Here is a 12,920-nt window from a genome sequence, read left to right on the forward strand (position 1 = left end):
AACCCTCTTCGGAGACAATCCCGTGCTAAAACTTCGTCAGCGTAGCCCCGAATCTAAATGCGGAGGCGATGCTAAATGTACACAATTTACAAGATCACGTGCAAGTCAAATGACCGTACGTATTACGGAAGAAGCCAAGAGGTAGTTAAGCGTTGGCGTTCTCATCGTAATATGCTGCGCAAAAATAGCCACAGTAACTCCGAGCTGCAACTCGACTGGAACCTGTTCGGGGAGGACGCCTTTGTTTTTGAGGTTATCGAACTCTGCTCAGACTATCAAGAATCTTTAGAAAAAGAGCAGAAACTCATAGACTACACCCGAGGAGTATCGTATAACATCGCTAATTCAACATTGGGAGGAGACACATTTACGCACAACCCTCGGCGAGAGGAGATACGAGAACTCAAAAGCAGGATATTCAGCGGTGAAGGAAATCCCATGTTCGGAAAAGAAAAGTCGGAGCGCATGATCGCGAGTGTCAAGGAAGCTAACTCCAAGAAAGTTTCCATCAACGGAATTATTTACGGAAGCTTAACGGAAGCCTCTGCCGCACTTGGGGTCAAAATTTCAACGGTGAGTTACCGACTTAAGGCTGAGTCAGATAAGTACAAAACGTGGATCTACGTTGACGAAGAAATGCCGAACGACTATCGAAACCACGCCTAGCGCGGAAGGGAGTAGAGTAGGGCGCAAGCGATTGGCGCTCGAAACGGTGGGCGGCCCTCGTGGTCGAAGATATAGTCTCTTCTGCATAGCGATATGCAGCAGCCGAAAGGCGGTGTGGACCTAGCGAATCCACGCGAAGGTAAAGACCGAAATATTCCAATTACAAGAAACCAGCGTTATCAACGACTACGGACAACCGGACGAAATCGGCCTCGACATCTCATGTAATCTCGCGTCATTAAATATCGTTACCGCAATGGCATCCGGAGACCTCCGCCGCGCAGTTCATTCCGCAATGGATTCGTTGACCGCCGTATCCGATATGACCGCTATTGAGAATGCGCCTGGCGTCCGTAAGGCTAACGATTTGATGCATAGCGTAGGGCTCGGCGCAATGAACCTTCACGGATATTTGATGAAGAACCGTATCTCGTATCAATCCGAAATCGGACGCGACTTTGCCGATGCATTCTTTGCCGCGATTAACTACTATTCGATTGAACGGTCGATGCAGATCGCTAAGGAGCGCGGCGGTACGTTCTACGGATTCGACCGTTCTGATTACGCGAGTGGCGAGTACTTTACGCAGTATATCGAAAGTGACTTCCGTCCGAAGTTCGAAAAGGTAGCGGATTTATTCGCGGCTGCAGGCATCGAATTGCCGGGGCCGGACTTGTGGGAACGTTTGGCGGCTGACGTTGAACAATACGGATTGTGGCACGCGTATAGACTTGCGATCGCACCAACGCAAAGCATCTCGTACGTGCAAAACGCAACGAGCTCCGTATTGCCGATTTCAGACGTAATGGAGACGCGGACATACGGAAACTCAACGACATATTATCCGGCTCCATTTCTGGCGCGCGATAACATGATTTCGTATACCAGCGCGTTCAATATGGATCAGCGTAAGATACTCGAAATGGTTGCGACAATTCAGCGCCACGTTGACCAAGGTATATCGACGATCCTTTACGTAGACTCCAAAACGCCGACTAACGAGCTCGTCCGTTATTACCTGACCGCGCACAAACTCGGGCTTAAGTCGCTGTACTATACGCGTAACAAATTGCTGTCCGTAGCTGAATGCACATCTTGCGCTGTCTAATCGAAGGGAGACGAATATATGACGAACATTATCCGCGCTGTTAACTGGAACCGACCTGACGATGACTACTCCGAGGATTTCCTCGATCAGAACTTTATGCAGATTTGGCGCGAACATGAAATCCCGCTCGATGACGATAAGATGGCGTGGATGGCGCTGAGTGATACGGAACGCGACATATACAAGAAGGTGCTCGGCGGCCTGACGTTCCTGGATACGGAGCAAGGTTCCGAAGGGATGCCGCTAATCATGCAGCACGTAGAATCTGCGCAGAAGAAGGCGGTGTTGTCGTTCATGGGCATGATGGAGCACATCCACGCGAAGTCATATAGCGCGATCTTCGCAACGCTAACATCAACGGAGGAATCCGACCGCGTATTCGAATGGACCGTAGCCAATCCGTTCCTGCGGCGCAAGGGCGAAATCATCAGCGGATACTACCGTTCCATCACGTCGCCCGAACGCTTATACATGGCGATGGTTGCGTCGGTGTTCTTGGAATCCGCGCTGTTCTATTCCGGATTCTACTATCCGCTATTACTCGCAGGACGCGGAAAGATGACAGCCAGTGGCGAGATTATCGATTTGATCATGCGTGACGAGGCGGTACATGGTCAGTATATCGGAACGTTGGCGCGCGAAGTATATGCGGAGCTGCCAACGGAGACGCAGGCGGAGCTTGATCGTGAGGTAGCGACATTGTTGCGGAGACTCTACGATAACGAGGCGGGCTACACCGTTGATTTATACGCGCCAATCGGACTTGAGGAGGACGTGCTGCGGTTCCTACGTTATAACTTTAACCGTGCGTTAATGAACCTCGGACGGCCCACGCATTTTCCCGACGAGGATATCAATCCGATCGTACTTAACGGGATCAATACGCAAACGAAGATACACGATTTCTTTTCGAAGAAAGGTAACGGATATCAGAAGGCGGTCAATATCGTACCCCTTACTGACGCGGATTTCGCGGTATAAAACGGACACTGACGGAGGGCCTTCGGGCTGCTCCGTTATTTTTTTTTTTAAAATTTTTTTTCGTAACGATGTCCCAACTTCGCGTTTTTGTGTCCCTATATATAGTGTAAGGTCGCAACACACTAAACGAAACGGAGATGATACGATGTCCAACGCAACTCAATCGTACCGCGAAGTCAAACGTAAAGCCAACGCAGGTGAGCGCATTAAGATCGTTAAGGAGCGCTGCACTTTCGGTCACTACCGCAATGGTGACGTACTGCAAGTAACCCGTACTGATTCGAATGGTGACGCGTACTTCCCGGTAGAGAAACGGACTGATAATCCGGACGGTATCATGTTCGCGGGACTTGATGAATACGTAGTCCTCGAACCTACCGCAGCTCCCACGCCAACAACCGCTAATCTCCCGGACCTCTTCGCGCAATTCATCCGTGACAATGCGCCGGCCGTGCGCAGTTACCTGGCGGAAATTGATCCGGTTGAGAGCGCGGAGGCAGTCGTAGAATCCACGCAGCCAGCCCCGTTAACACGCGCCAAGGTTATCGAAATGGCTCGCGAAAGGGTGGCGGAGTTGGAGCGGATCGGGCGTGATGATGACGAGAGATTAGAAGGCAGCGCTAAATTCCGCGGGTCTTGGTACGAGATTGACTTCGTAGTTAACCGAGATAAACGCGCAGTCACCGCGCTAGTGTACGAACTCAACGGCTTCTCATACGCTCGCAAACACCGCAAGCCCGACGCAGTAGGCATCGCAAAGTGCGCGCCGGACGACGTGTTTAACGCAGACATCGGCAAGGCAATCGCGGCTGAACGTGCCCTCGGCCTGACGCTGACGGATGCGTTCGTGAATGCGCCAAAGCCTACGGAAAAAGTTGCGGGAATGATCGTTAACCGTTCCGGACATCCGTATAAACTCGTTACTAGAGACGAACTCGTAATTGACGATAACACCGCGACTATCTTATCGTACACAGGCATTCGCGGAACAGTAATCGACGACACAGACGCAGACTATGCGCAGGAAGCCGGTGAGGCCGCGTGAATAAAGCGGATCTCATAACGCTGCTCCAACGTTCAGAAATGCCCGGTGATGCGCAAATACTCGTATGGCGGCCGCAAGGACAGCGTTTAACAACGGATATTCAACTTCGCGAGGTTGGCGCAGGTCAGATCATAATCGAGGAGGTGGGCGCGTAAATGGACGTGTTGAATACGTACGGCGGCGGTACCGAGTGGGCCGTAGTTGTGCTCGGGATAATGCTTTTCGGACTCGCGGCCTACGTGATATACAGCGCCTTCGACGCGATAAATGACGGATTCTACTTCTTCGGAATCGTGTTTTGGGTATGCGCAGTAATCAGCATCGTACTTGGTCTTGTAATGGTGAACCAGAAAGCTCCGATCCGCCACGAAGTTACTCTTCGCCCAGGCCACGTTATTGACGCGGTTAAGTACGAAGTTATCGATCAGCGCGGCGCAATCTACGTAATTGAGGAACGCGAACAAACGGAAGACAAATAACGCTAAGGAGGCCGCAAGCCATGCCGCTACCCAAAGATACGATGTTCTTCGGATTCCGCGAAAAGTTAACGCCTGAGCAACGCATATATGTCGATAGCATTTTCGATAACCGCATCACGTTCGTTAACGCCGCGGCAGGAACCGGTAAGACTACGATGGCCGTCGCAGTTGCAAAGCTTCTCAACAAGCCGCTCGTCTACGTTATAAGTCCGGTCGAAGAGAAGCGCATGGGCTATCTACCCGGCGGAGTCAAAGCGAAAGAGTCCGTTTACTTCACTCCGTTGGAAGACGCGCTATATGAGATCGGCGAAGACCCGCGCAAAGCGATATTCAACGAAGAGAACATCGAAGCTCAGAAGCGCGGCGACGTATGGGTCTATCCGAAATCTCACGTATATATCCGCGGCTCTAACGTTAAAGGGAAAACGGTAATCATTTCGGAGGCGCAAAACTTTACACGCGGCGAGCTCAAAAAGGTTCTTACGCGTTTGCACGACGACTGCACCGTTATCGTCGAGGGCCACGCCGGCCAATGCGATCTGCCCGATCCGAAGAAATCCGGATTCGTCCCGTACATCGAACACTTCCGGACGGAGCCGTACGTAAATGTTTGCGAATTAACCGTTAATTTCCGCGGCCAGATCGCAACACATGCGGATAAGTTGACGTGGTAAAGGAGGCGCAACCGATGGCGTATAAACTAGAACGCACGCCGACTGGCTATTCCGTTAAGACAGCGCCAGCCGAACGTATCGAACGCGAACAGGCTGCGCGTGATTGGGCGGCAATGGCGATAGTGGTTGCGGGATTAATCGTAGTGTGGACGCTAATTTAAACGAAGGAGTGATCGTATTTGAACGAAGAGTTAACGAAGTATATCGACCAGATGGCCGCAAAGCTCGGAGTCGCCGCGTCTCACGTATACGAAGTCGTAATAAGACAAACGGTGATTAGCGGAATTGTTAACACGGTGGTGCAGGTTCTTATTATGATCGCGATTTACGTAGCATTCCGAAAAGGTTGGCGCTACTCACGAGATCGATGGGACGATTGGTATTCGGATGACAATGAGTTTTACGCAGTCCTTATATGGATATTAGGCGGAGTAGTCTGCGGAGGGATATTCATCGCGTGTGCAGTAACGACTCCTGACGCAATCATGTCGATATTCAATCCGGAATACTACGCGATTAAAACGATATTGGAGGCGGTTAAGTGAACGTACAACACGAAAAGGTGCGCGAGTTTCACGATAAGTTCGGCGTACCACATGCGGATAAGCCCGTAGTTATGTCGGCACAACGCCGCACGGAACGATATCTGTATATGTCCGAAGAGTTGAACGAATTTGACGAAGCGGAAACGGTCGTCGACCAGGCGGACGCGATGATCGATCTTATATACCTGGCGCTCGGCACTCTCGTAGAAATCGGCGTCAAACCTACCGCGCTATTCGATATCGTACATGACGCGAACATGTCGAAGGTGTGGCCGGACGGTACGGTCCATTACGATCCCATTACGAATAAAGTCGTTAAGCCGCCAACATTTATCCGGCCGGAACCGTTACTGCAGGCGGAGATTGACCGTCAGATGAGCGAGGTGAATGCGCAATGAAACCAGCGCCTAAACCACCGCTCGGTATACAGCCGCGCTACATCCACGAATGTCACCGTATTGACGAAATTCACAAGGCAATCAACCGATTCATCTGCGCGGATCATCCGATTCCGCTCGAATGGATCGCAGAATACAACGAATTGGTATCGCGCAATAAGGAGTGAACGTAATTTGATCAAACGTATTACCTACGCAATCATCACCGCATACTGTACGACGTTTTGGGTCGGAGTCGCGATCCGGACGATTATACGATAGGAGGTCGCACATGATCGTAATCAGCGTTTATCTAGCGATAGGAATGATTATCGCGATTGCCTTCGCCCGGTTCGGCGTAATTGACCCGGATCAGGAAGGTGCGCGGGAACTCGAAAGGTCTCCGCAATTGCAACGGATGTTCTTGTTGATAGTCGCGCTACTATGGTTGCCGCTCGTTCTGTTCGGCGGAATTAAAGCGAAAATTACACGTAAGGGAGATGACGCTAATTGAACGATAAAATCAACGTACTCGACAACGGATATGTTCGCCTGGTCGACGTAATGGGAACGGACCTGACTCCGGTTAATGCCGCCCGCGTCTCTTACGCAAAGGAATCGCAGGAACTCACGGAACGCGACGTACGCCTCATTAAGTTCCTGGCGCGCGAAGGACATACGAGTCCATTCCGCCATGCGATCGCTCAATTCGAAATCTATGCGCCATTAATGGTTGCGCGTCAATGGTGGAAGTACATCGTAGGGTCCGCGCATCAAGAAGGTACTGGTGATAGTCTTGACGCATGGAACGAAAGTAGCCGCCGCTATATTACGGAGGAACCGGTATTCTACGTGCCGGCCGCGGGAGAATGGCGTAGTGCTCCGGAGAACTCGAAGCAAGGTAGCGGCGAGCCGATCGACACGCATTTTGGACGGAGAGCTACCGAAGCACTTGAGTTACACGTAAAAGAGGGATTGGCCGCCTACACTTACGCGATAGAGAACGGAGTCTGCGCAGAACAAGCGCGCCTATTCCTGCCGGCCTACGGAATGTACGTCCGCTGGTATTGGACCGCGAGCCTACAGAGTATCGCGCACTTCCTGGCGCAACGTCTCGAACATGATGCTCAGGCCGAAATTCAAGCGTACGCCAAAACGGTTCTCACGCTGATTGAAGCGCGATTCCCCGTATCGATTGGCGAATTACTTACGAAAAAGGAGGACGCATAGATGCGCATGCAAGGTAAAAAGTGGCGGATAGTAACGTTGTCTCCTTACGTAACGGAGGACGTCTCGATCGACTTGTATATGCTCGCGATTACAGACGAAGACGGAACGATAGACAACTACGTAATGTCCGGCAGGCCGATGACTTACCGCGTCTACATGAGCCTCGCAGAATGCCGTAATGGAATCAACGCTGTCAAGCGCAATTTCCCCGGAAAGATACTCAAGCCGGTCCGTATCCTAACCGGAGAGTTTGTAGAGGAGGACGCAGAATGAGACTTATAGGAGAGTTGATCGGCGGACTAATTGCGCAACAGCTAGCGCTACACATGTTTGACGCAACGCCGGCGGAAGGATTTATCGCGTATACTCTCGGATGGATTCTCGCGAAACAAATTACGGCGGAGGTGATCGCAGATGAGCGAAGTCAAAACGGATGACCAACGCAAGCTCGCCGATGTCCTCCCGTTCGTACCGCGTCCAACTCCGGAACAAGAGGCGCAGGCCGCCGTCATTACGCTCCTGGAACGTTACGCGGAACTGGCGCGAGCTGGCGAAGTTACCGGCGTCATTATCGCAGCTAAGACGAAGGATAACGTAATTACCGGCGAGATCATGGCGGAGTACATGAACTTAAACACGCGGGAACGGACGCTATTGATCGAAGAGATGCGCGAGGTTGGCTTTTATGATTACGACATTTAACATCGTGAATTAACGATAAAGGAGCGGATTAAATGGCTAAATTGAACGGTGTTTTGACGGTATCGGAGGACGTTATCGAGTACGGTGGGGCGCGTTATGAGAAGGAAACCGATTTTTATCCGCAGCCTAAAGAAGGAGATATCGTAAGGAATGTCGAGAATTACACGTTTCTTCCCGAAGGTGCTTACTACGTGCTTAACGGAAGCGGAAGACTTTGCGACGAAGACGGAGACTACCACGATTACGACTCCGACGAGAACGTACTATTTCGTAAGGTTGTAGCATCGTCAGACACCCTCGCAGCCAAACGCACCCAACTCGCAACTCTCACGTCCGAAATCGCGCAACTCGAAGCGCAGCTCGCCGAGGAATCGCGGTTGACAGTCGGAGATTATGCGCGGGTTACAGATATTACGTCAGTCGATGATTTCGACGAAGGTGACATCGTTAAAATAATGCGGATCAAGAACGATACGAACTACCCTCTCTGTGGAGACAGCGTTTTAGGCGACAAAGGCGAATGGTTCGCGGTTGCATCGCTAACCAAAATCACGCCAACCGAAGCCCGCGCTTTACTCATCGCTAAGATTGACGCACATTTCGGCAGACAGGAGGCGGAGTAATCTCGCTAAATACTATCGCGCAAATCATCATCGCAATGTCAATTGGAATCAGCGCTATTAACGGAATCCCACCGAACGAATCGCCGCAACCACCCGCCAAAACTTCGCAGGTAACAGGCAAATCTGCGAAGGAACAGGCGGAGAGTAAAGCGATAAGTGAGACGGAGTCGAACGCATGGACAACGTTCGAAGCGACCGCTTATATCGCACTGTGTTCCGAAGGTTGCACCGGCTTTACTTTTACGGAACTAGACGTACGCAACACGATCACATACGAAGGGCGCCGCGTCGTAGCCGTAGATCCTCGCGTGATTCCGCTGCATACACCGCTCACAATCCGTTTGGCAGACGGAACGGAGATCGCGGCAATCGCGGAGGACACCGGAGGTTTGATTAAAGGCCGCAAGCTTGACGTATTAGTCGCGACGGAAAAGGAAGCGCGCCAGTTCGGCCGCCAGAAAGTACGCGTTAAAATCGAAAACTAAACGGTAAGGGAGCGGATTTGTATATGACGAATTTTGTGATCGGAAGCCAAGCGGTAGTTACCCATAAAGGAAAAGCGTTCTCGTCATACGTAGGGCTGGCGCACAAGCTCGGATATCCGGACGCGGCTGTGAAGTACGATGACGAAGATACGCGTAGAAGACTTGTTAACGGCGATATTGTAAAACTTCTAGCTACTGGACACCACGAGAACGGCATATATCCTGAACCGATCTGGGTCGTTGAGACCGCGCACAATGAACGTTATCTTATTATCGAAGAGGGGTTGCGAAGCTTGGGTAACATTACCGTACTGAAAGACGAAAGCCTCGGCGGGATCGAACGTGAGTATCGCGAGGTTAAGCGGAAGGCCCGTGCTGGTGAGCGGATTAAGATCGTAGCCGCAGAGTACGACATTAATGGTGGCACGTGGGGCTACGATAATGGCGAAATCCATACGGTTATTTCCTCGGACGGCATGCATGAAATTAACATCCGTCCAGATGGAACGGAAGATAGCGAGATGTACGTTGAGCAGCATGAGTACGTAACGCTCGAACAGACCGACATCATCCGCATCAACGGCGAAAGGTTCCGCATGGTCGATCGGAGAGCTGCGGTGGGCGACTCCGTACTTATTACGGAAGGTAGCGAATTCTACGAAAAAGGCTCGGTGATCCCGTTTCATAAACGCGCAGAATATGCGTCGGACCTCGTGATCAACTATTTAGACGGAGAGTACGGAACCGTAGGCGCTAAGTTTCGCGTACTCGAACCGGTGACTTCCGCCGAACCTGCGCCGCTCCTCTCCGATAAGACCGCGCCGGACCAAGCGGCCGAACTTATCGCGAAGTTGACGACGCGAGTGGCTTCGCTTGAGAAACGCGTGGCAGCGTTGGAGACTCCGCCTATTGCTCCGCGGTTCTCTGGCGTAGGAGTTAGAGCGCAGGAAGCTGCGGACGCGTTCGCTAAGGCTGCGCAGAGTATAAATGAACGGACGTCCGTAACAGTTGCGGAAGTTACCGCGGACCTTGCGCAACGTGCGAAGGAAGCGCGCCAGAGAAGACGCGATGACATCGTTAAGCGTGCGAAGCAGGACCTAAACGAACTATCGAACGGATACGGAAATTACATCTTTAGAGAGCCGCGCACACGTCTCGGTCGTATCTGTGATGTAGAGTTCGTTGTTACTCGAGATAAGCGCAAAGTTACAGCTATTCTACGCGGTGTAAACTCTCGGAAAGTGTACGCGGTTGGTCGGGCGGTCTGCAGTCCGGATGACGTGTTTAACGTACACCTCGGACGCGCAATTTCGCTAAGAAAAGCGCTCAATCAACCAATTCCTCCGGAGTATTTCGAAGCGCCAAATCCGACTGAGGTTCGCGTTGGGGATGTCGTTAGGTGGACGAACGCATACAGAGACGATCATACGGAAGTATTAACGTTAACAAAGATCGAAGGCGACCAATGCTGGCTGTCCGACGGATATTTCGACGACAAATGTACGTTAACTGTTCTAGACGACTCGCGCGAATCAGACAGCGCAGAGCCGCGGAAGGAGGTGGCGTAATATGATCCGATTGCATAGCGAAGTTTATGTAATCACCGGAATCAAACGTAAGACACGCGCAGAAACATTCGCAGATTGGCTCATTGGCGATCGAGTCCGGTTCAGCACCGTAATGAAGGCGATGGCAGGCGCGTCAGGAGGCGGCGTATATGCGTCGTGGTACAGCGCGGAGAATCTTACGCAAGGTACGGTAGCGCAACGTTCTCAAACGAATATGAGCTCCGTTCTTGATGCGTTTGATCTGCATCCTGAAAACGAGGTGATTGCGGAATGACTACGCTACCTAACATCGGTTTAATTGGACGTCTTCGTAGCGGAAAGGACACAGCGGCCGATTATCTCGCATCAAAGTACGGATACTCGCGCTTCGCATTCGGTGACGAACTAAAACGTTATTATCACGAATTGTTCGGCGAGACTGACGCAAAGCCACGCGAAGGCTACCAATGGTTCGGCCAGGCGATTCGGGAGCGTGATCCTGACGTATGGGTACGGAAGTGCCTCGATAGGATCGCGAAAACAGCGAAGATACACGCGCTTAACAGTTGGGCGTTTCACGACAAAGACGGAAACGTACTCGCACAGTACAAGAGTCCGGCAGGCTACGCAATCACGGACGTTCGCCAGCCCAACGAATATGGCGCACTCAAACGTAGTAATTACGTCCTCATCCGCGTAGAAGCACCGGAAGCCCTCCGTATCCAGCGCGCCGTCTCGTCCGGCGACCGCTTTAACCTGCGTGACCTCGCGCACGGCACGGAAACGGCGCTTGATGATTACGCGGCAGACTTTACCGTTACGAATGACGCAGGGCTGTCGGAGCTTTATGCGCAGATTGACGATATCATCGACTCACTGCGCTCGCCGGATAAGAGCGCGTTCCTGGGCGGTGACTGGCCGGAATGAGTACCGAAACGACGCTTAACATCGCGGAAGAGTGGCGTAAAGGGTACGAGGCCGGCTACGTAAACGGACGGATCGACGCGTTAGAAGGACGTGAATATGACGATCGGACTCCGCTGCAGAAGCGGAAAGAGGAGGTGGCGGCTGATGATGAGCACGAACTATGACCGGTTCCAGCCGCCAGATGAGCGTGTGGAGATCGTCGGTTATTGCGCCTACTGCGGCGAGCCGATTGAGCGCTGCCATTCCGTTACATCTTACGCAAGCGGTGCGCAGACACATGACGGATTTTGCGAGGTTCAGTACGTAGAGAACGAGTTGGGGATAACGAGAGGAGCGGTTTAATGCAGACATATTACGGTGATCTAACGACATCTAACACGCGAATTCCTAAAGAGAGAATCGTTGAGGCGGAGGAGTGGCACAAAACAGCGAGCTTAGATTGGAAAGAACAGCGCGCACTCAACCTAATAAGAGAGGCACTGCTCGCTGGGCGCGAACGATATGGGGCCGAGTTAAAAGTAGTCGTATCGTGCTCGTTTGGAATTGACTCGATGTTAACGCTCCATCTCGTTCGACGTGTCTCCCAAGAGCTGGGCATCTCGTTCGACGTCGTTTGGAATAACACGCTCAACGAATATCCGCAAACCCGCGCGTACGCAAAGCGCATGACGGAAGAGTGGGCGCTTAACTTAATTGAGGCGCGCCCGACGACGACTCTACGCAAGATTTACGAAGAAAACGGAGTCGACTCGCTATTCAAACGTAAAGGTGACCGCAGCGGCGGCAAAGGTGAGAAGGAACCGGTCGTAGAGAAGTGTTGCGGCGCGCTCAAACACAAGCCGATGAAGAAGGCGATTAAGGAAAACGGATGGCACATTATGTTTAACGGAGTTCGCGCCGGTGAATCTCGCCAACGTTGGATGAGCGCACGCCGCGACGGTGATCTCTTTTACTCGTCTCATACGTGGAAAACGTGGGTCTGCCGCCCGATACTGTGGTGGACCGCGCTATCAGACTCGTTCAACTACGGAAACAACCGCCAAGAGGACGTTTGGAATTACGTTCGCAAGCACGATATGCCGTACAACGAGATTTACGATATGAACGCGGTGATCGACGATTCTTACACGGGTAAGGACGTTGTTGTTGACCGTGTGACTGCGGAGTACCTGGTCGCGAAAGGTTACAACGTATTCATGCCGCGTACTGGATGTATGGCGTGTCCAATTCCGATTAAGCGCGGATATCTCCGGTACTTGCGGACAACGTTTCCGAAAGTATACCGCTCGATGCTGTTCCAGCTCGGATTCGCACGCGTTCTTATCGCAGAGATGCCCGAGGATCAGCGGCGTGAATTGCTCGATGAGCTAAACGGATTTGGAATTATTACGGAAAAGACCGAAGAGGCCGTGCTTGACCGCCTAGAAGACGTCATCGAATGGAAGCCGTGCGTATTTGACGGAGTAGGCGTAGTTAAGCAGCGTCAGAAAAAGTCCGCTTAATTGTATGAAAACGTAAGTATTCAAATAAT

The 12,920-nt window shown here is 51.8% G+C and carries 22 protein-coding genes and 1 pseudogene; all 23 read left to right on the top strand.

All coding sequences use genetic code 11. The annotated features are described in order from the left end of the window. Positions 1-75: 75 nt before the first annotated feature. The gene (locus MH144_RS11995; protein ID WP_239300058.1) at positions 76-666 is read left to right on the top strand and encodes a GIY-YIG nuclease family protein; all 591 of its coding nucleotides are present in this window, start codon (positions 76-78) and stop codon (positions 664-666) included. A gap of 145 nt (positions 667-811) precedes the next feature. After that, a pseudogene (locus MH144_RS12000) lies at positions 812-1,774 on the top strand (ribonucleotide reductase large subunit); the annotation flags it as partial. A 30-nt stretch (positions 1,775-1,804) separates the two neighbouring features. Beyond that, the gene (gene nrdF, locus MH144_RS12005; RefSeq protein WP_481857357.1) at positions 1,805-2,755 is read left to right on the top strand and encodes a class 1b ribonucleoside-diphosphate reductase subunit beta; all 951 of its coding nucleotides are present in this window, start codon (positions 1,805-1,807) and stop codon (positions 2,753-2,755) included. A gap of 145 nt (positions 2,756-2,900) precedes the next feature. After that, positions 2,901-3,800 carry a hypothetical protein gene (locus MH144_RS12010; protein ID WP_239300062.1) on the top strand — a complete coding sequence of 300 codons (900 nt, stop codon included), beginning with the start codon at positions 2,901-2,903 and terminating at the stop codon, positions 3,798-3,800. 155 nt (positions 3,801-3,955) lie between these two features. Continuing rightward, positions 3,956-4,279 carry a hypothetical protein gene (locus MH144_RS12015; protein WP_239300064.1) on the top strand — a complete coding sequence of 108 codons (324 nt, stop codon included), beginning with the start codon at positions 3,956-3,958 and terminating at the stop codon, positions 4,277-4,279. Between the two features lie 20 nt (positions 4,280-4,299). After that, on the top strand, positions 4,300-4,953 hold the full coding sequence (locus MH144_RS12020) for a PhoH family protein (protein ID WP_239300066.1): 654 nt from the start codon (positions 4,300-4,302) through the stop codon (positions 4,951-4,953). 14 nt (positions 4,954-4,967) lie between these two features. Next, entirely contained in the window at positions 4,968-5,114 is a 147-nt protein-coding gene (locus tag MH144_RS12025) for a hypothetical protein (RefSeq protein WP_239300068.1), read from the top strand. Positions 5,115-5,132: 18 nt separating this feature from the next. Continuing rightward, positions 5,133-5,498, top strand: a complete 366-nt coding sequence (locus MH144_RS12030; RefSeq protein WP_239300070.1) for a hypothetical protein — start codon at positions 5,133-5,135, stop codon at positions 5,496-5,498. Next, on the top strand, positions 5,495-5,896 hold the full coding sequence (locus tag MH144_RS12035) for a pyrophosphohydrolase domain-containing protein (protein ID WP_239300072.1): 402 nt from the start codon (positions 5,495-5,497) through the stop codon (positions 5,894-5,896). The genes MH144_RS12030 and MH144_RS12035 overlap by 4 nt, the downstream gene beginning before the upstream one ends. Continuing rightward, on the top strand, positions 5,893-6,063 hold the full coding sequence (locus MH144_RS12040; RefSeq protein ID WP_239300074.1) for a hypothetical protein: 171 nt from the start codon (positions 5,893-5,895) through the stop codon (positions 6,061-6,063). The genes MH144_RS12035 and MH144_RS12040 overlap by 4 nt, the downstream gene beginning before the upstream one ends. A 104-nt stretch (positions 6,064-6,167) precedes the next feature. Next, positions 6,168-6,389 (top strand): hypothetical protein, encoded by a 222-nt coding sequence (locus MH144_RS12045; RefSeq protein WP_239300076.1) that lies wholly within the window; start codon positions 6,168-6,170, stop codon positions 6,387-6,389. 50 nt (positions 6,390-6,439) lie between these two features. After that, a complete protein-coding gene (thyX, locus tag MH144_RS12050) occupies positions 6,440-7,105 on the top strand; it encodes an FAD-dependent thymidylate synthase (protein ID WP_481857358.1) in 666 nt (221 codons plus the stop codon). Further along, a complete protein-coding gene (locus tag MH144_RS12055) occupies positions 7,106-7,378 on the top strand; it encodes a hypothetical protein (protein WP_239300080.1) in 273 nt (90 codons plus the stop codon). Further along, entirely contained in the window at positions 7,375-7,542 is a 168-nt protein-coding gene (locus MH144_RS12060; protein ID WP_239300082.1) for a hypothetical protein, read from the top strand. The genes MH144_RS12055 and MH144_RS12060 overlap by 4 nt, the downstream gene beginning before the upstream one ends. Beyond that, positions 7,520-7,807 carry a hypothetical protein gene (locus MH144_RS12065; RefSeq protein ID WP_239300084.1) on the top strand — a complete coding sequence of 96 codons (288 nt, stop codon included), beginning with the start codon at positions 7,520-7,522 and terminating at the stop codon, positions 7,805-7,807. Before MH144_RS12060 ends, MH144_RS12065 begins: the two co-directional genes overlap by 23 nt. A gap of 32 nt (positions 7,808-7,839) precedes the next feature. Then, positions 7,840-8,430 carry a hypothetical protein gene (locus tag MH144_RS12070; protein ID WP_239300086.1) on the top strand — a complete coding sequence of 197 codons (591 nt, stop codon included), beginning with the start codon at positions 7,840-7,842 and terminating at the stop codon, positions 8,428-8,430. 35 nt (positions 8,431-8,465) lie between these two features. Continuing rightward, on the top strand, positions 8,466-8,915 hold the full coding sequence (locus MH144_RS12075; RefSeq protein ID WP_239300088.1) for a 3D domain-containing protein: 450 nt from the start codon (positions 8,466-8,468) through the stop codon (positions 8,913-8,915). 23 nt (positions 8,916-8,938) lie between these two features. Beyond that, positions 8,939-10,483 (top strand): hypothetical protein, encoded by a 1,545-nt coding sequence (locus MH144_RS12080; RefSeq protein ID WP_239300090.1) that lies wholly within the window; start codon positions 8,939-8,941, stop codon positions 10,481-10,483. A 1-nt stretch (position 10,484) separates the two neighbouring features. Further along, positions 10,485-10,757, top strand: coding sequence for a hypothetical protein (locus MH144_RS12085; RefSeq protein WP_239300092.1), 273 nt, complete (start codon positions 10,485-10,487; stop codon positions 10,755-10,757). Further along, entirely contained in the window at positions 10,754-11,389 is a 636-nt protein-coding gene (locus tag MH144_RS12090) for a nucleoside/nucleotide kinase family protein (RefSeq protein ID WP_239300094.1), read from the top strand. Before MH144_RS12085 ends, MH144_RS12090 begins: the two co-directional genes overlap by 4 nt. After that, positions 11,386-11,553 carry a hypothetical protein gene (locus MH144_RS12095; protein ID WP_239300096.1) on the top strand — a complete coding sequence of 56 codons (168 nt, stop codon included), beginning with the start codon at positions 11,386-11,388 and terminating at the stop codon, positions 11,551-11,553. The genes MH144_RS12090 and MH144_RS12095 overlap by 4 nt, the downstream gene beginning before the upstream one ends. Then, positions 11,534-11,731: a hypothetical protein gene (locus tag MH144_RS12100; protein WP_239300098.1), complete on the top strand. Its 198-nt coding sequence runs from the start codon at positions 11,534-11,536 to the stop codon at positions 11,729-11,731. Before MH144_RS12095 ends, MH144_RS12100 begins: the two co-directional genes overlap by 20 nt. Continuing rightward, positions 11,731-12,891: a phosphoadenosine phosphosulfate reductase family protein gene (locus MH144_RS12105; RefSeq protein WP_275440066.1), complete on the top strand. Its 1,161-nt coding sequence runs from the start codon at positions 11,731-11,733 to the stop codon at positions 12,889-12,891. The genes MH144_RS12100 and MH144_RS12105 overlap by 1 nt, the downstream gene beginning before the upstream one ends. The last annotated feature ends 29 nt before the right edge of the window (positions 12,892-12,920 follow it).

The organism is Paenibacillus sp. ACRRY, assembly GCF_022346995.1.
GTDB lineage: Bacteria > Bacillota > Bacilli > Paenibacillales > Paenibacillaceae > Paenibacillus.

What these genes read in the sequence shown, in the direction of transcription:
- MH144_RS12090 (WP_239300094.1), top strand. Translation starts at nt 10,754, where the DNA reads ATGACTACGCTACCTAACATCGGTTTAATTGGACGTCTTCGTAGCGGA.
- MH144_RS12015 (WP_239300064.1), top strand. Translation starts at nt 3,956, where the DNA reads ATGGACGTGTTGAATACGTACGGCGGCGGTACCGAGTGGGCCGTAGTT.
- MH144_RS12040 (WP_239300074.1), top strand. Translation starts at nt 5,893, where the DNA reads ATGAAACCAGCGCCTAAACCACCGCTCGGTATACAGCCGCGCTACATC.
- MH144_RS12085 (WP_239300092.1), top strand. Translation starts at nt 10,485, where the DNA reads ATGATCCGATTGCATAGCGAAGTTTATGTAATCACCGGAATCAAACGT.
- MH144_RS12010 (WP_239300062.1), top strand. Translation starts at nt 2,901, where the DNA reads ATGTCCAACGCAACTCAATCGTACCGCGAAGTCAAACGTAAAGCCAAC.
- MH144_RS12045 (WP_239300076.1), top strand. Translation starts at nt 6,168, where the DNA reads ATGATCGTAATCAGCGTTTATCTAGCGATAGGAATGATTATCGCGATT.
- MH144_RS11995 (WP_239300058.1), top strand. Translation starts at nt 76, where the DNA reads ATGTACACAATTTACAAGATCACGTGCAAGTCAAATGACCGTACGTAT.
- MH144_RS12070 (WP_239300086.1), top strand. Translation starts at nt 7,840, where the DNA reads ATGGCTAAATTGAACGGTGTTTTGACGGTATCGGAGGACGTTATCGAG.
- MH144_RS12025 (WP_239300068.1), top strand. Translation starts at nt 4,968, where the DNA reads ATGGCGTATAAACTAGAACGCACGCCGACTGGCTATTCCGTTAAGACA.
- MH144_RS12100 (WP_239300098.1), top strand. Translation starts at nt 11,534, where the DNA reads ATGATGAGCACGAACTATGACCGGTTCCAGCCGCCAGATGAGCGTGTG.
- MH144_RS12055 (WP_239300080.1), top strand. Translation starts at nt 7,106, where the DNA reads ATGCGCATGCAAGGTAAAAAGTGGCGGATAGTAACGTTGTCTCCTTAC.
- MH144_RS12080 (WP_239300090.1), top strand. Translation starts at nt 8,939, where the DNA reads ATGACGAATTTTGTGATCGGAAGCCAAGCGGTAGTTACCCATAAAGGA.
- MH144_RS12020 (WP_239300066.1), top strand. Translation starts at nt 4,300, where the DNA reads ATGCCGCTACCCAAAGATACGATGTTCTTCGGATTCCGCGAAAAGTTA.
- MH144_RS12075 (WP_239300088.1), top strand. Translation starts at nt 8,466, where the DNA reads ATGTCAATTGGAATCAGCGCTATTAACGGAATCCCACCGAACGAATCG.
- MH144_RS12105 (WP_275440066.1), top strand. Translation starts at nt 11,731, where the DNA reads ATGCAGACATATTACGGTGATCTAACGACATCTAACACGCGAATTCCT.
- MH144_RS12095 (WP_239300096.1), top strand. Translation starts at nt 11,386, where the DNA reads ATGAGTACCGAAACGACGCTTAACATCGCGGAAGAGTGGCGTAAAGGG.
- MH144_RS12065 (WP_239300084.1), top strand. Translation starts at nt 7,520, where the DNA reads ATGAGCGAAGTCAAAACGGATGACCAACGCAAGCTCGCCGATGTCCTC.
- MH144_RS12060 (WP_239300082.1), top strand. Translation starts at nt 7,375, where the DNA reads ATGAGACTTATAGGAGAGTTGATCGGCGGACTAATTGCGCAACAGCTA.
- thyX (WP_481857358.1), top strand. Translation starts at nt 6,440, where the DNA reads ATGGGAACGGACCTGACTCCGGTTAATGCCGCCCGCGTCTCTTACGCA.